This is a genomic window from Streptomyces sp. yr375 (genome assembly GCF_900110755.1).
Classification (GTDB): Bacteria; Actinomycetota; Actinomycetes; order Streptomycetales; family Streptomycetaceae; genus Streptomyces.
In genome coordinates this window covers 62,667-77,570 of sequence record NZ_FOFF01000001.1, presented here as the reverse complement: position 1 = coordinate 77,570, position 14,904 = coordinate 62,667, and the positions used below count along the sequence as shown (strand labels likewise).

Here is a 14,904-nt window from a genome sequence, read left to right as displayed (position 1 = left end):
GGAGCGCGGCCGGGCGCGGGACAATCGGCGTATGGAGCGTTTGGGCAGTACAGGAGGTACGCGGGACCGGGACGGCGCGGGGCGGGCGCGCAGCGCACGGCCGCGGGACGGGCTCGGCCGGCCGCTGCCGTACGGCACGGCCGGGGTGGAGCGGCAGCCCGAGGGCGTCGTGCGTACGCCGGCGGAGACCGTCGTCGAGGCGCAGGCTCTGCTGGACGCCGGGAAGCCGTTCCACGCGCACGAGGTGTTCGAGGACGCCTGGAAGTCGGGTCCCGAGTCGGAGCGCGCGCTGTGGCGCGGGCTCGCCCAGCTCGCGGTGGGCCTGACACACGCGGCCCGGGGGAACGTCACCGGCGGGGCGCGGCTGCTGCGGCGCGGGGCCGGGGCCGTGGCGGAGTGGGCGGAGAAGGCCGAGAGGGCTGCGGGCGAGCCGTACGGGATGGACCTGGCCGGGCTGGCCGGCTGGGCGCGCGAGCTGGCGGACACGGTGGAACGGACGGGCGCGGCGGTCGACGCACGGGCGCGGGCACCACGACTGCGCTGACACCGTGCACCAATCACCAACCACCCCGCACCCGGCCACGCGCCGCCAGGCACCCGGCACCGTCACTGTCAGTGGTGTACGGCAGACTCGTGGCGTGCGAGAGATTCATGTCATCGGTATCGGCGCGGGCGACCCCGACCAGCTCACCCTGCAAGCGGTCAGGGTGCTGCGGAGCACGGACGTGTTCTTCGTCCTGGACAAGGGCGAGGTGAAGAGCGACCTGACGCGGCTGCGCCACGACATGCTGGAGACGCACATACCGCAGGGCGGGTACCGGGTGGTCGAGGCCCGGGATCCGGAGCGGGACCGCAGGGCGGGCGGCGCGGCCTACTCGCCGGCCGTCGGCGACTGGCGCAGCGCCCGCGCCGACATCTACGAGCGGCTGATCACCGAGGAGCTCGGCGAGGACGAGAGCGGCGCGTTCCTGGTGTGGGGCGACCCCGCGCTGTACGACAGCACGCTGGGCATCCTGGAGGAGGTGCTGGCGCGGGGCGCGGTGGCCTTCGAGTACGACGTCGTCCCGGGGATCAGCAGTGTCTCCGCGCTGGTCGCCCGGCACCGCACGGGCCTCAACCGGGTGGCGCGGCCCGTGCAGATCACCACCGGCCGCCGGCTCGCCGAGGGCTTCCCGGAGGGGGTGGACGACGTGGTGGTGATGCTGGACGCCCAGCAGACGTTCAGACGGTACGCCGGGGAGGACGTCGACATCTACTGGGGCGCCTACATAGGCACTGCGGACGAGATCCTGGTCTCCGGTCCGATCGCCGAGGCCGGGCCGCGCATCGAGCGGCTGCGCGCCGAGGCCCGTGAGCGCAAGGGCTGGATCATGGACACGTATCTGCTGCGCCGCAACCCGGACACGGAGTAGCCCCCGAGCGGGCCAACCCCGCGTGCGGGGGCGGTGCGGCGGTGTGATCGTGACGTCGTGACAGTGACCGAGGAGTCCGCGGGCGCCGCCGGGCCGCCGGGATCCGCGCCTGCCGTCGCGCAGCCGCCTTTCCTGGACCCGCGCCGCCGCAACATCGTCGTCGCGACGATCGTGCTGGGCATGCTGCTGGCGGCCCTGGACCAGACGATCGTGGGCACGGCGCTGCCGACGATCGTGTCGGACCTCGGTGGCGCGGCGCACATGTCGTGGGTGGTCACGTCCTACCTCCTCGCGGAGACCGTCGCGACGGTCCTGGTCGGCAAGTTCGGCGACCTGTTCGGGCGCAAGGTGGTCTTCCAGGTCTCGGCGATCGTCTTCATCACGGGGTCGTTCCTGTGCGGTCTGGCGACGAACATGCCGCTGCTGATCTCCTGGCGGGCGTTGCAGGGCATCGGCGCGGGCGGGCTGATGGTGACGGCGATGGCGCTGATCGCCGACGTCATCCCGTTGCGGGAGCGGGGCAAGTACCAGGGCGCGATCGGGGCCGTGTTCGGCGTGGCCACCGTCATCGGGCCGCTGCTGGGCGGGCTGTTCACCGACCATCTGTCCTGGCGGTGGGCGTTCTACGTCAACGTGCCGCTCGCGATCCTCGTCGTCTTCGCCGCCGCCCGCACCATCCCGGTGGTGAAGTCGGTGGTCCGGCCGGTCATCGACTATCTGGGGATCGCGCTGGTCGCGGTCGGCGCGAGCGCGCTGATCCTGGCGACGAGTTGGGGCGGCACCGAGTACGCGTGGGGTTCGGGCGTCGTCATCGGACTCTTCGTGGCGGGTGTGGTCGCGCTCGGTCTGTTCTGCTGGATCGAGACGCGGGCCGAGCAACCCATGCTCCCCATGCGGCTGTTCGCCAACCCGGTCTTCACCGTCTGCTCGATCCTCAGCTTCATCGTCGGTTTCGCGATGCTCGGCGCGATGACGTACCTGCCGACGTATCTCCAGTACGTGGACGGCGACTCGGCGACCGTCTCCGGGGTGCGGACGCTGCCCATGGTGTTCGGGCTGCTCATCGCGTCGATCTTCAGCGGCACCGTGGTCAGCAGGACCGGGCAGTACCGCTTCTTCCCGATCGTCGGCTCCCTGGTGATGGGGGTCGGGCTGTACCTGATGTCCCTCATGGGGCCCGGCACCGGCGTGTTGCTGGAGTCGCTGTACATGTTCGTGCTCGGCACCGGCATCGGCCTGTGCATGCAGGTGCTGACGATCGCCGTGCAGAACACCGTCGAGTACGCCGACCTGGGCACCGCCACCTCCGGCGTCACCTTCTTCCGCACCCTGGGCAGTTCCTTCGGCACGGCCGTCTTCGGCACCCTCTACACCAATTCCCTCACGCCGAACCTGAAGGACGGCATCGCGTCGGCGGCCGCCGCGGGCAACGTGCCCCCGGCCGTCGTCACCAGGGCGGCGACCAGCCCGGAGGGCCTGCACCGGCTGCCCTCCGACGTCGCCGCCCCGATCATCCGGGCGTACGCGGACACCATCCAGACGGTCTTCATGTGGACGGTGCCGGTCGCGGCCGTCGGTTTCGTCGTCGCCCTGTTCCTCAAGCAGGTGCAACTGCGCGACAGTGCGCGGATGGGCTCCACCGACATGGGCGAGGGGTTCGGCCAGCCGACCGGCGCGGACTCGCGCCGGGTCCTGGAGGCGTCCGTCGCGAAGATCATCGGCGGTACGGACATGGACACCGCGCGCCGGATCGTCGAGGAGTCCGACACCCGCCTCGACGCGGCCGGCGCGTGGGCGGTGATGCAGGTCGAGCTGTACACCCGCATGGTCGGCCACGCCGGCCTCGGACTGATCGCCGCCCGCCGCAGCCTGCCGCCGGAGGTGCTGCTCCCGGTGTTCGACCGGATGGTCGACGAGGGCTACGTGACCCGCGACGGCTCCCTCCTCTCCCACACGCCGTCCGGCGCCCGCGAGGCCCGCGTCATCACCGAGGCCTGGGCCACCTGGCTGGAGGAACGGGTGGCCCAGGACATCGGCCGCCGCCCCGGCAGCGACCTCCGGGCAGCGGTGGACACCATCTCCAAACGCCTCCTGGTCGAAGACCTCAACGCCGGCCTGTCCAGCAACCCCCGAAACCCGAACCCAAAGCAGGCTGCCCCGGTACCCGCCGCCCCCTGAAATCCGGCTGCCCGACGGCACGTACGGCCCGCAAGACGTGTTCGCGCCTCCCCGTCACGGCGAGTTGAGGCCCAGGCGGTTCAGTGCGGAAAGGACGTCCGGGACGGGGGTCACGTCCGGGGGGAGGGGTGGGCGGCGTATCAGGACAACTGGGAGGGTGAGTTGGCGGGCGGCTGTCAGTTTGGCGGCTGTTGCTGTTCCTCCGCTGTCCTTCGTGACCAGTACGTCGATGCGGTGCTCGCGCAGCAGGGCCAGTTCGTCGGCGACGGTGAACGGGCCCCGGGCCAGGATCAGTTCGACGTCGGGGGGCATCGGGGGCGTCGGGCGTTCCACGGAGCGCACGACGAAGTGCTGGCCGTCCAGGTGGGCGAAGGCGGCTAGGCCCAGGCGGCCTGTCGTCAGCAGGATCCTCCGGCCCAGGGTCGGCAGGAGTTCGGCCGCCGCCGTCAGGGACGCCACCTCGTGCCAGCGGTCGCCGGCCGCCGCCTGCCAGCCCGGGCGGCGCAGTACCACCAGCGGCAGGCCGGTCGCCGCCGTGGCGCTCGCCGCGTTCGCGGTGATGCCGGTGGCGAAGGGATGCGTGGCGTCGACGACGGCGTCCGCCCGCTGTGCGCGCAGCCAGTCGGCGAGCCCCGCCGCCCCGCCGAACCCGCCGATCCGTACGTCCCCCTCGAGCGCCCCCGGCCGCGACACCCGGCCCGCGAGCGACGACGTCACCCGGACTCCGGGGCGGGCCGCGAGGACGGCGGCCAGTTCACGCGCCTCGGTGGTGCCGCCCAGCACCAGGACGTGGCGGGTCACGCCGACTCCCGTACGACGACCCGGCCCGACGCCGTCGCCGGGCCCACGGCGTCGAGGCCGAGGGCCGTACGGGCGGCGCGGCGGCCACAGGGCTCGGCGTCGAGGTGGACGGTGGTGAGCGCGGGGGCGACGAGTTCGCCGTACCCGGTGTCGTCGTAGCCGATGACGGCGAGGTCGGCGGGGGCGGTGAGGCCGAGGTCGTGGACGGCGGTGAGGGTGCGCAGGGCCACCGGGTCGTCGAAGGCGGCGACCGCCGTCACCTCGGGGTGCCCGGCGCGCAGCGCGCGGACCGCGTCGGTGCCCGCCGCCCTCGGCCGGGGCACCACGAAGGAGATCAGCGGCGCCAGGCCCAGTTGCCGGGCGGCCTCGCGGGCGACGCGCAACCGGGCCTCGGCGGGCGGGAGGTCGTGGGCGGGCAGCGCCAGGGCGATGTGGCGGTGGCCGCGGTCGGCGAGGTGGCGGAGCTGCGTCCGGACCGGGTCCGCGTGGGCTGCGCAGCCGCTCTCCCCGACGCCGGAGCCGTCGCCGGAGCCGTCGCCGTCCCCGTCTCCCCCGCAGGCTGCCGCCTCGTCGAGTCGCAGCACTGCGCGGGGCGCGATCGCGTCCAGGGCCTGGCGGTCGGAGCGGGGGGTGGCGGGGCGGACCAGCAGGAGGTGGTCGTGGGCGGCGAGTTCGGCGTCGAGGCCGCGGACGTAGCTGCGGGCGAAGCTGCCGTCCGTCCGCCCGGGCCCGATGTCGAGGACGACGATCCGGGAGGAGCCCTCGCGCAGGGCGCGGGCGATGCCGTGCGGGACGTAGCCGAGGGTGCGGGCGGCCGTCAGGACGCGCTCGCGGGTGGCCGTGGAGATCGTCTGCCGCGGGTCGTCGTTGAGCACGAAGCTCACCGTGGCGCGGGAGACCCCGCTCGCCGCGGCGACGTCGTTCAACGTCACCCGGCGTCCGACAGCAGCCATCTCCCCGTACCCCGATCGACTCGTCACCCGGCGGCTCCGCCACCGCCCGCCGGTCAGTCTAGGCAGCCCCCACGGGCCCCCTCCCGGGACCTCCGCGCCCGCTCGGGCCGCTGTTACCCTGCCCACTAGATCGATTCAGCGGCTCCCGTACGCGCCCGCCGTTCCCCAGGCTTCATCCGTGAGCGAAACACCCGTGAGCGAAACGCGTACGACGGCACCCCCCGGCCTCATCGACGGCCCCCTCGAAGGCCTTCTCGACGGCTTCTCCCTGGAGATGACCGGCAAGGACGTGCCCGGTCTGGAGCAGGCCAGGGCGACCATCCCGCCCGGCACCCGGATCAACGTCACCTTCCTCGGCAACGAGGAGCCGCAGGCACGGCTCGCCGCCGCCCGCGCGGTCCGGCGGTCCGGCTTCGTGCCCGTGCCGCACATCTCCGCCCGCCGGCTGCGCTCCCGGGCCGAGCTGGCGGAGTTCCTCGGCGCGCTGCGGGCGGTGGACGCCGTCGAGGACATCTTCGTCGTCGGCGGTGACCCGGCCGTCCCGCACGGCCCGTACGACGACGCGGCGGCCGTGCTGCGGTCCGGGCTGCTCCAGGAGTACGGCGTCCGGCACGTCGGCGTCAGCGGCTACCCCGAGGGCCACCCGGCCATCGCCGACGGGGTGCTGTGGTCGGCGCTCGAGGACAAGGTCCGGCTGCTGCGCGAGCAGGGCCTGCGGGGCAGTGTCATCACCCAGTTCGGGTTCGACGCCGGGCCGGTCCTCACCTGGGTGGAGGCGCTGCGCGAGCGGGGCGTCGACCTGCCGGTGCGGGTCGGGGTGCCCGGTCCGGCCGGGGTCAGGCGGCTGCTGACGTACGCGACCCGGTTCGGTGTGGGCACCAGCGCCGGGATCGCGAAGAAGTACGGGTTCTCGCTCACCAACCTGATGGGCACGGCAGGGCCCGACCGGTTCCTGCACACCCTGGCCGAGCGCCACGACCCCGCCCGGCACGGTGAACTCGGCGTGCACTTCTACACGTTCGGCGGCCTCGCGGCCACCTCGGACTGGGTGGCCGCCCGCCGCCACGGCGACGACGGCGACCCCGGCAACCATGGCGGCCACGGCAGCGCATAATTACCGACCGGTAGCCGATCTTCGTCCAGCGCCCGCCGTCCCGCTGCCGTCCCCCTCCCTGAAGGAGCCGCCATGCCCACGCTCGACCGCCAGGACGCCGTCTTCGTCCTCGATCTCGGCGACGGGGAGAACCGTTTCCACCCCGACTGGATAGCCGCCGTGAACGGCGCGCTGGACGAGGTGGAGAAGGCGGACGGGCCGCGCGCGCTGGTGACCGCCGCCACGGGGAAGTTCTACTCCAACGGCCTCGACCTGGACTGGGTGTTCGCCCACGTCGACCAGCATGTGGACTACGTCGTCTCGGTCCACGAGCTGTTCGCCCGGCTGCTGACCCTGCCCGTGGTGACCGTGGCCGCGCTCCAGGGGCACACCTTCGCGGCGGGCGCGATGCTCTCGCTGGCCCACGACTTCCGGGTGATGCGCGCCGACCGCGGCTTCTGGTGCCTGCCCGAGGCCGACATCAACATCCCCTTCTCCCGTGGCATGTCCGCCCTCATCCAGGCCAGGCTGGCCCCGCGGGCCGCGCACGAGGCCATGGTCACGGCCCGGCGCTACGGCGGCCACGACGCGCTGGCCGCCGGGATCGTCGACCACGCCGTCGACGAGGACGCCGTACGCGCGACCGCCGTCGAGCTGGCCGCTGCACAGGCCGGCCGGGCGGGCGACACGCTGCGCACCATCAAGTCCCGCATGTACGCGCCCGCCCTGGCGGCGCTGCGGGACGCGACGGACCCGCTGGGCGGCTGAACGCACCGAGCCTGATCGAACCGAACCGAACTCCCGTACCGGGCCGGTCAGTTCAGGAGCAGTTGGAGGCCGCCCACGACCGTCGCCGCGATCACCAGTTGCTCGAACAGCCGCTGGTTGATGCGGTGCACCGCCCACTTGCCGAGCAGTGCGCCGGGGACGACGAACGCGACGAGGGCGGCGTCCAGCAGCAGCGAGCGGCCGTCGATGAGGCCGAGGCTCGCGCTGAAGGGCACCTTCGCGAGGTTGACGATCAGGAAGAAGAACGCGGAGGTGCCGAGGAAGCCGAGCTTGCGGAAGCCGGCCGAGAGCAGGTACATCGACATCACCGGGCCGCCCGCGTTGGCGACCATCGTGGTGAAGCCGCCGAGGACGCCGTAGGAGCGGGCCTTGATCCGGCCGGCCCGGGTGACGACCGCGTCGGGATCGTCCGCCGCGCCCGGTTCGTCGGCCGCCTCGGCCGCGCGGCGGCGCCACAGCGTGACGCCCACCATCAGCAGCAGGATCGCGCCGATCGACGTCCGGACGACGCCGTCGTCGGCCCAGACCAGGAAGAGCGTGCCGAAGACCACGCCGGCCGCGACCGCCGGGAACAGCCGCCACAGGGTGGGCCAGTGGGCGTGCCGCCGGTAGGTGAGGACGGCCAGGACGTCGCCGGCGATCAGCAGCGGCAGCAGGACGCCCGTGGAGGCCTTGGCGGGCAGCACCGCCGCGAAGATCGCGAGGCTGACCGTGTTGGCCCCGCTGACGGCCGTCTTGGAGAAGCCGACCAGCAGGGCCGCGAGGGCGAGGGCGGCGAACTCCCAGCCGGTTATGTGCCACAAGGTCATCGTGTTCATGGAGATCATGGTGTTCATGCGGGGGCCGATGCTACGCACATCCAACGGCCGCCCACAGGGCCGTCTCGCCTGGTGGCCTGCGCCGATGGTGGCCGGCGCCGACGGCTCAGCGCCGCTCCACGAGTACCGCGCTGCCCTGGCCGACGCCCACGCACATCGTGGCCAGTGCGCGGTGCGCTCCCGTGCGGCGCATGCGGTGCAGGAGGGTGGTGAGGATCCGCGCGCCCGAGCAGCCCAGCGGGTGGCCGAGGGCGATCGCGCCGCCGCTGGGGTTGACCCGGTCGGGGTCGATGCCGAGCTGGTCGACGCAGGCGAGGACCTGGGCGGCGAACGCCTCGTTGAACTCGGCCTCCTGGACGTCCTCGACGCTCCACCCGGCCCGGGCGAGGGCCTTGCGGGTGGCGGGCACCGGGCCGATGCCCATCACGTCGGGGTGGACGCCCGCCGACGCGCCGGCGACATAGCGGCCCAGGGACTCCAGCCCCAGTTCGTCGAGCACCTCCTCGCTGACCAGGAGGAGTCCCGCAGCGCCGTCGTTCATGGGCGAGGCGTTGCCGGCGGTGACCGTGCCGCCCTCGCGGAAGACGGGCTTGAGGCTCGCCAGCTTCTCCGGCGAGGTGTCCTCGCGGATGCCTTCGTCGGCGTCGACGACCACGCCGTCCGCGCGCCGCACGGGCAGGAGTTCGTCGTCGAAGTGGCCGTTCTTGCGGGCCAGGGCGGCCAGCCGGTGGCTGCGCAGGGCGAACGCGTCCTGGCGCTCGCGCGAGACGCCGTGGCGCGCGGCGACCTCCTCGGCCGTCTCCCCCATGGCGAGCAGCCCGTGCAGGTCCTTCATCGCGGGGTTGACCAGCCGCCAGCCGAGCCGGGTGTCGACGGTCTCCACCCGGTGCGGGAGGGCCTCGTCGGGGCGGGCCAGCACGAAGGGGGCGCGGCTCATCGACTCGGAGCCGCCCGCGAGCACGATGTCGGCCTCGCCCGCGGCGATGGTGCGGGCCGCCATCGTGACGGCCTCCAGCCCGGAGGCGCACAGCCGGTTCACGGTGGCGCCGGGCACGCTCTCGGGGAGGCCGGCGAGCAGGGCGGCCATCCGGGCGACGTTGCGGTTGTCCTCGCCCGCCTGGTTGGCCGCGCCCCAGTAGACGTCGTCGACGCGGGCCGGGTCGAGCGCGGGCACATCGGCGACGAGGCCGCGGATCACGGCGGCGGCGAGATCGTCGGGCCGTACGCCGGAGAGGGCTCCGCGCAGTCTGCCGACGGGGGTGCGGCGGGCTGCCGCGAAGTGGACGGGGCGCACGACGGGACTCCTTGGTTAGCACTGCTAGTTTTTGACTATAGACCCGGGCCCGGTCCCCTGGGAAGATCGGCGGATCCTCGAAGGGCCGCGACGACGCGGTGGGACCCGACGCAGCAGTGGGAGAAGCGATGACCGAACACGTCCTCAGCGGGACCCGCGGCACGGTCGCCGTGCGCGAGTGGCCCGGGCCGCGGCCCCGCTACGTCGCCCTCGTCGTGCACGGCTACGGTGAGCACGTCGGCCGCTACGAGGGGCTGGCCGACGTGCTCACCGGGCACGGCGCGACCGTGTTCGCGCCCGACCACGTCGGCCATGGCGGGTCGGCGGGCGAGCGGGTGGTGATCGAGGACTTCGAGGACGTGGTCACCGATGTGCACGCCGTGGCGGAACTCGCCCGCGCCGCGCACCCCGGCCTCCCGCTGGTCGTCATCGGCCACTCGATGGGCGGGCTGATCGCGGCCCGGTATGCCCAGCGGCACGGCGACACGCTCGCCGCTCTGGTGCTGTCCGGCCCGGTGATCGGCGTCTGGGAGACGCCGACCCGGCTACTGGCGTACGACGAGATCCCCGACGTCCCCGTCAACCCCGCCGCGCTCTCCCGCGACCCGGCGGTCGGCGCGGCGTACGCGGCGGATCCGCTGGTCTGGCACGGGCCGATGAAACGCCCGACGCTGGAGGCGTTCGTACAAACCCTGGAGACGGTCGCGAAGGACGGCGACGTCGGCCCGCTGCCGCTGCTGTGGCTGCACGGCGACGCCGACCGGCTGGTCCCGCTGCCCGGCAGCCGGATCGGCGTCGAGCGGCTGAGCGGGGGCACGCCGACCGAGCGGATCTACCCCGGGGCCCGGCACGAGGTCTTCCACGAGACCAACAAGGCGGACGTGTACGCGGACGTGACGCGCTTCCTGGACACGGTCCTGGACGGAGCACCGGACAGGGTGCCGGACGGCGCACTCGTTGGGAACCGAACCCGCTCCTGACGGTGCGTCAGACAGCGAGCCGGGACAGCGCCGCCGACACGAGTGTGCGGACGCCCGGCACCAGTACCGACAGGTCCGGCGCGAACAACGGGCTGTGGTTTCCCGGCACTTCGTCGAACTTCTCCCGCAACTCCACCCCCGGCGCCGCCTCCCACACGGCCGCCGGGGTCGAGGTCACGTACCAGTAGTCGTACGGCACGCCCGGCGGGGCGAGGAGCGAGAAGTCCTCGCTGCCCATCGCCTGGCCGAAGTCGAACACCGTGTGCTCGCCGAAGAGTTCACGGTGCACGGCGGCGATCTCCCCGTCCAGGACAGGGTCGTTGACGGTGTTCGGATAGCCGGGGACGACCGTGACCTCCGGCGGCACCGGGCAGCCGGCGGCGGCGCACTCCCCCTCGACGACCCGCCGGATCGCGGTGAGGACGCGCTCGCGCACCCGGGTGTCCTGGGTGCGCACGTTCAGCGCGAGCCGGGCCTCGGCGGGGATGATGTTGGCCTTGACGCCGGCGTGGAACCGCCCCACCGTCAGCACCGCCGACTCGCTCGCCGCGACCTCGCGCGCGACGACGCTCTGCAGCCTGGTCACGATGTACGCGCCCGTCACCACCGGGTCGACGGTCGACTCGGGCCGCGATCCGTGGCCGCCCACGCCGTGCACGACGACGTCGACGTCGTCCGAGGCCGACAGGGTCAGGCCGGGGGTGTGCGGGTAGAACCCGGCGAGGCCGGGCGCGGCGTGCTGGCCGAACAGCGCGTCGGGGCGCGGGAAGCGGGTGTGGATGCCGTCCGCGACCATCGCCGCCGCGCCGCCGTCGGCCTCCTCGGCGGGCTGCCCGACCACGACGAGCGTCCCGGACCACGTCTCACGGGCGGCGGCGAGCGCCTCGGCGGCGGCCGCCAGCCAGGTGACGTGCAGGTCGTGGCCGCAGGCGTGCATCAGACCGTCGACGGTGGAGGCGTACGAAAGGCCGGTCTCCTCCCGGACGGGCAGCGCGTCCATGTCACCGCGCAGCCACACCACGGGCCCGTCCCCGTTGGCGAGCACCCCCACCACGCCGGTACGGGCCACCCCCTCCGTCACCTGGTACCCGGCCGTGCGCAGCCGCAGCGCGAGCTTGGCGGCGGTGCGGTGTTCCTGGAAGGAGAGCTCGGGGTGCCGGTGCAGATCCTGGTAGAAGTCCGCCAGGTCCCCGGTCTCCAGCCCCGACGTGATCTCCCGGGTCAGGCGGGCGACGACGACCGCTTCACGCATACCGATTCCCTTCCCGGCACGGGCAGCCCCGGTCATGACCGGAGGTCCAGGGCGTGCGCGATCGTGCGCAGTACCCCGTTGTCGTTGTTGGAGGGGGCGAGGTGGCGGGCCCTGCGGACGACCTCCGGGTGGGCGCCCGCCATGGCGAACGACCAGTCGGCGGCGTCCAGCATCTCCAGGTCGTTGAGGTAGTCGCCGAACACCATGGTCTGCGCGGGGGTGATGCCCAGTTCCCGCTGGAGCCGGCGCAGCGCCGCGCCCTTGTTGGCGGTGCGGCTCATGAGGTCGACCCAGTGCTCACCGGAGACGACGACCTGGTGGGTGCCGGCGAAGGGCGCGAGCGCCGGGGCGGTGGTCCGCTCGGCGGACCCGAAGTCGAACAGGGCGACCTTGAGGATGTCGTCGTCGACGGCGGTGACGTCCTCGACGACCCGGTGGCGGACGTAGTACCTGGCGACCTCGGCCAGGAAGGCGTCGTCGGTCCGCTCCACGTACGCGGACCGCTTCCCGCAGACGACGGCGCCCACGTCGACGCCGGCGGCGGTGAGCCCGCGCACGGTCTCCTTCACCCGCGCGACCGCGCCCGGGTCCAGCGGGTCGGAGCTCAGCTCCGCGTCGTCGCGCACCACGTACGCGCCGTTCTCCGCGATGAACACCATCCCGTCGGCGACCTCGGCGAACTCCGCCGCCAGCGTGGCGTACTGGCGTCCGCTCGCCGGGCTGAACAGCACCCCGCGCGCCCGCAGCCGCGCCAGCGTCTCCCACAGACCCGCGGGTACCTGCTTGTCGTCGTCGAGCAGCGTGCCGTCCATGTCGGTGACGATCAGGCGGATGTCGGCCAGGCGTATGTCGGCGGAGTCGGAACCTGAACCCGAGTCGGCCGACGGCTCGGCGGGAGTCGGGCCGGGGGTGTGGGAGTAGGGCATGTCCTGCTTCCTGCGACGGGATCACCGGATTTTCACCCTACCGGGGACAACGGTGATCATCCGGCGGCACAATGGCGGGCACAGGCCCGGGCCGCGGGCCGGACGCGGGAAGGGGCGGTCACGTGAGCGGGCCGACACGGCTGGACACCAGCGTGGCGCACAACGCACGGGTGTGGAACTACTGGATCGGCGGCAAGGACAACTACGCCGTCGACCAGCGGGTCGGCGAGCACGTCGCCGGGATGTTCCCGCTCATCCGCGACATCGCCCGCGCGGACCGCTGGTTCCTGGGGCAGGCGGTGCGGTTCCTGGCCGAGGAGCGCGGGGTGCGGCAGTTCCTCGACATCGGCACTGGGCTGCCCACGGCCGACAACACGCACGAGATCGCGCAGCGCGTCGCGCCCGAGGCGCGGATCGTGTACGTCGACAACGACCCCATCGTGCTGGCGCACGCCCGCACGCTGCTGACCGGCACCGCCGAAGGCGCCACCGACTACGTCGACGCCGATGTGCACGACCCGGCCGCGATCCTCGAACGGGCGGCGGCCACCCTGGACTTCACACGCCCGGTCGCGGTGATGATGCTGGGCATCCTGAACTTCGTCCTGGACGTCGAGGCGGCCCGGGAGATCGTGCGGAAGGTCATGGCCGAGGTTCCCGCCGGCAGCTTCCTGGTCCTGACGCACCCCACCCACGACGCGGCGGTGGGCGGCGAGGGCCAGCTCCCGGCGATGAAGTTCTGGAACGAGAACGCCAAGCCCCCGATCACCGCCCGCGGCGGCGCGGAGATCAGCACGTTCTTCGACGGTCTGGAGCTGCTGGAACCGGGCCTGGTGTCGTGTTCGCGCTGGCGCGGCGAGGCCGGCTCCCTCGCCGTGGTGCCGCAGTACGGCGCGGTGGCCGTGAAACCCTGACGGGCGTACGGCACACACCGGATGACCCCGGCGTAACGGACGCGCCAGATGGGCCGTACGCCTCGGACGTGACCGATCGTGGAGGACGCATGACCCCCCTTGCCGATCCCGTCACCGGCGGGCACCCGGGAGACGTCGAGCGGGCGACCGCGCTGGGCGGCGAGCTGTCCGGCCGGGGCGTGCACGGCATCGTCCTCGCCTATGTCGACACGGCGGGCGTCGGCCGGGTGAAGTCGATCCCCACGGCGGGGCTGGCCTCGGCGGTGGCCCGGGGCGTCGGGATGTCCCCGGTGTTCGACACGTTCCTCGCCGACGACCGCATCGTCACGACCGATGTGCTGGGCTCCCCGGACGGCGACCTGCGGCTGTACCCGGACCTCGACCGGCTCGTGGCCCTGGCGGGGCAGCCCGGCTGGGCGTGGGCGCCGGTCGACCGCGTCACCCAGGACGGCGGCCGGCACCCGGGCTGCTCGCGCACCTTCCTGCGCCGCGTCGTCGCGGACGCGGCCGACGCGCACGGTCTCGCCTTCAAGGCGGCCATCGAGATCGAGTGGGCGGTCGGCCTGGACTCGGCGCCCCCCGGCGAGTTCGTCCCGGCGACGACCGGACCGGCGTACAGCGCGACGCGCCAGGTCGAGCTGAGCGCGTACACCGCCGACCTGCTGGCCGCGTGCGCGGCGCAGGGCGTGGACGTCGACCAGATCCATCCCGAGTACGCGCCCGGCCAGTTCGAGATCTCCGTCGGGGCCCTGGACCCGGTCGCGGCGGCCGACCGCAGCGTCCTCGTCCGCCAGACGATCCGCGCGGTGGCCCTGCGCCACGGTCTGCGCGTCTCCTTCTCCCCCGCGGTCGTCGCGGAGGGCGTCGGCAACGGCGGGCACGTCCACCTCTCCGCCTGGCGCGACGGCGTCAACCTGCACGCGGGCGGTGCGCGGCGGCACGGCATGACGGCCGACGCCGAGGCGTTCGCGGCCGGTGTGCTGGCCCGGCTGCCGGCCCTCACGGCGGTGACCGCGCCGAGCCCGGCGAGCTATCTGCGGCTCAAACCCTCCCAGTGGGCGGGGGTGTTCACCGCCTGGGGCCTGGAGACCCGCGAGTGCGCGCTGCGTCTGGTACGGGGTACGGCCGGGCATCGCGCGGCGCAGGCGAACCTCGAGGTCAAGCCGGTCGACCTGGCCGCCAACCCGTATCTCGCCCTCGGCTGCCTGATCGCCGCCGGGCTGGACGGGCTGGCGGCGGGGGCCGTCCTGCCGGCGGAGACGGACGGCGATCCGGTGCGGCTCGGCGCGGCCGAGGCCGCCGCCCGGGGCGTACGCCGGCTGCCGGCCTCGCTCGCCGAGGCCGTCGCCGCGTTCCGGGCGGACGAGGTGCTGCGGGCCGCGCTCGGCCCGGTCCTCGCCGACGCGGTGAGCGCCGTACGGCAGGGCGAGATCGACGCCGTCGACGGGTTCGACGACGAGCGGGTGGCCGCGGCGTACCGCTGGACGTACTGAG

14 protein-coding genes are annotated in these 14,904 nt (G+C 73.5%); 8 read left to right on the top strand and 6 right to left on the bottom strand.

Annotated elements, in window-relative coordinates; translation table 11 throughout:
* The first annotated feature begins 31 nt into the window (after nt 1–31).
* The 3 genes from BMZ82_RS00350 (at nt 32) to BMZ82_RS00340 (ending at nt 3,590) form a co-directional block, all read left to right on the top strand.
* Complete coding sequence (locus tag BMZ82_RS00350) at nt 32–544, top strand: DUF309 domain-containing protein (protein ID WP_093770354.1); 513 nt, start codon at nt 32–34, stop codon at nt 542–544.
* 94 nt (nt 545–638) lie between these two features.
* Entirely contained in the window at nt 639–1,412 is a 774-nt protein-coding gene (cobF, locus tag BMZ82_RS00345; protein ID WP_093770352.1) for a precorrin-6A synthase (deacetylating), read from the top strand.
* A 57-nt stretch (nt 1,413–1,469) separates the two neighbouring features.
* Nucleotides 1,470–3,590 (top strand): MDR family MFS transporter, encoded by a 2,121-nt coding sequence (locus BMZ82_RS00340; RefSeq protein WP_177244313.1) that lies wholly within the window; start codon nt 1,470–1,472, stop codon nt 3,588–3,590.
* A gap of 54 nt (nt 3,591–3,644) precedes the next feature.
* On the opposite strand, the gene BMZ82_RS00335 is transcribed toward BMZ82_RS00340, so the two are convergent.
* Entirely contained in the window at nt 3,645–4,391 is a 747-nt protein-coding gene (locus BMZ82_RS00335) for a cobalt-precorrin-6A reductase (RefSeq protein ID WP_093770348.1), read from the bottom strand.
* On the bottom strand, nt 4,388–5,344 hold the full coding sequence (locus tag BMZ82_RS00330; protein ID WP_093770346.1) for a LacI family DNA-binding transcriptional regulator: 957 nt from the start codon (nt 5,342–5,344) through the stop codon (nt 4,388–4,390). Before BMZ82_RS00330 ends, BMZ82_RS00335 begins: the two co-directional genes overlap by 4 nt.
* A 274-nt stretch (nt 5,345–5,618) precedes the next feature.
* On the opposite strand from BMZ82_RS00330, the gene BMZ82_RS00325 reads away from it, so the two are divergent.
* The gene (locus tag BMZ82_RS00325; RefSeq protein WP_093771055.1) at nt 5,619–6,458 is read left to right on the top strand and encodes a methylenetetrahydrofolate reductase; all 840 of its coding nucleotides are present in this window, start codon (nt 5,619–5,621) and stop codon (nt 6,456–6,458) included.
* A 72-nt stretch (nt 6,459–6,530) separates the two neighbouring features.
* Nucleotides 6,531–7,205, top strand: a complete 675-nt coding sequence (locus BMZ82_RS00320; protein WP_093770344.1) for an enoyl-CoA hydratase-related protein — start codon at nt 6,531–6,533, stop codon at nt 7,203–7,205.
* Nucleotides 7,206–7,252: 47 nt separating this feature from the next.
* On the opposite strand, the gene BMZ82_RS00315 is transcribed toward BMZ82_RS00320, so the two are convergent.
* Entirely contained in the window at nt 7,253–8,044 is a 792-nt protein-coding gene (locus BMZ82_RS00315; RefSeq protein WP_093771053.1) for a sulfite exporter TauE/SafE family protein, read from the bottom strand.
* 106 nt (nt 8,045–8,150) lie between these two features.
* Nucleotides 8,151–9,338: a thiolase family protein gene (locus BMZ82_RS00310; protein WP_093770334.1), complete on the bottom strand. Its 1,188-nt coding sequence runs from the start codon at nt 9,336–9,338 to the stop codon at nt 8,151–8,153.
* A 128-nt stretch (nt 9,339–9,466) separates the two neighbouring features.
* Here BMZ82_RS00310 and BMZ82_RS00305 point away from each other — a divergent pair, with 128 nt between their 5' ends.
* The gene (locus BMZ82_RS00305) at nt 9,467–10,318 is read left to right on the top strand and encodes an alpha/beta hydrolase (RefSeq protein ID WP_177244312.1); all 852 of its coding nucleotides are present in this window, start codon (nt 9,467–9,469) and stop codon (nt 10,316–10,318) included.
* Nucleotides 10,319–10,325: 7 nt separating this feature from the next.
* Here BMZ82_RS00305 and BMZ82_RS00300 read toward each other — a convergent pair whose 3' ends face one another.
* Together BMZ82_RS00300 and BMZ82_RS00295 are read right to left on the bottom strand one after the other, a co-directional pair.
* Nucleotides 10,326–11,570 (bottom strand): amidohydrolase, encoded by a 1,245-nt coding sequence (locus tag BMZ82_RS00300; protein WP_093770330.1) that lies wholly within the window; start codon nt 11,568–11,570, stop codon nt 10,326–10,328.
* Between the two features lie 32 nt (nt 11,571–11,602).
* Nucleotides 11,603–12,496 carry a Cof-type HAD-IIB family hydrolase gene (locus BMZ82_RS00295; protein WP_093770328.1) on the bottom strand — a complete coding sequence of 298 codons (894 nt, stop codon included), beginning with the start codon at nt 12,494–12,496 and terminating at the stop codon, nt 11,603–11,605.
* Between the two features lie 71 nt (nt 12,497–12,567).
* Here BMZ82_RS00295 and BMZ82_RS00290 point away from each other — a divergent pair, with 71 nt between their 5' ends.
* Together BMZ82_RS00290 and BMZ82_RS00285 are read left to right on the top strand one after the other, a co-directional pair.
* Entirely contained in the window at nt 12,568–13,410 is an 843-nt protein-coding gene (locus BMZ82_RS00290; protein ID WP_371270775.1) for an SAM-dependent methyltransferase, read from the top strand.
* Between the two features lie 89 nt (nt 13,411–13,499).
* A complete protein-coding gene (locus tag BMZ82_RS00285) occupies nt 13,500–14,903 on the top strand; it encodes a type I glutamate--ammonia ligase (protein WP_093770324.1) in 1,404 nt (467 codons plus the stop codon).
* Nucleotide 14,904 lies beyond the last annotated feature (1 nt).

What these genes read in the sequence shown, in the direction of transcription:
- BMZ82_RS00350 (WP_093770354.1), top strand. Translation starts at nt 32, where the DNA reads ATGGAGCGTTTGGGCAGTACAGGAGGTACGCGGGACCGGGACGGCGCG.
- BMZ82_RS00330 (WP_093770346.1), bottom strand. Translation starts at nt 5,344, where the DNA reads ATGGCTGCTGTCGGACGCCGGGTGACGTTGAACGACGTCGCCGCGGCG.
- BMZ82_RS00325 (WP_093771055.1), top strand. Translation starts at nt 5,619, where the DNA reads ATGACCGGCAAGGACGTGCCCGGTCTGGAGCAGGCCAGGGCGACCATC.
- BMZ82_RS00320 (WP_093770344.1), top strand. Translation starts at nt 6,531, where the DNA reads ATGCCCACGCTCGACCGCCAGGACGCCGTCTTCGTCCTCGATCTCGGC.
- BMZ82_RS00315 (WP_093771053.1), bottom strand. Translation starts at nt 8,044, where the DNA reads ATGAACACGATGACCTTGTGGCACATAACCGGCTGGGAGTTCGCCGCC.
- BMZ82_RS00305 (WP_177244312.1), top strand. Translation starts at nt 9,467, where the DNA reads ATGACCGAACACGTCCTCAGCGGGACCCGCGGCACGGTCGCCGTGCGC.
- BMZ82_RS00300 (WP_093770330.1), bottom strand. Translation starts at nt 11,570, where the DNA reads ATGCGTGAAGCGGTCGTCGTCGCCCGCCTGACCCGGGAGATCACGTCG.
- BMZ82_RS00295 (WP_093770328.1), bottom strand. Translation starts at nt 12,496, where the DNA reads ATGCCCTACTCCCACACCCCCGGCCCGACTCCCGCCGAGCCGTCGGCC.
- BMZ82_RS00290 (WP_371270775.1), top strand. Translation starts at nt 12,568, where the DNA reads ATGGCGGGCACAGGCCCGGGCCGCGGGCCGGACGCGGGAAGGGGCGGT.
- BMZ82_RS00285 (WP_093770324.1), top strand. Translation starts at nt 13,500, where the DNA reads ATGACCCCCCTTGCCGATCCCGTCACCGGCGGGCACCCGGGAGACGTC.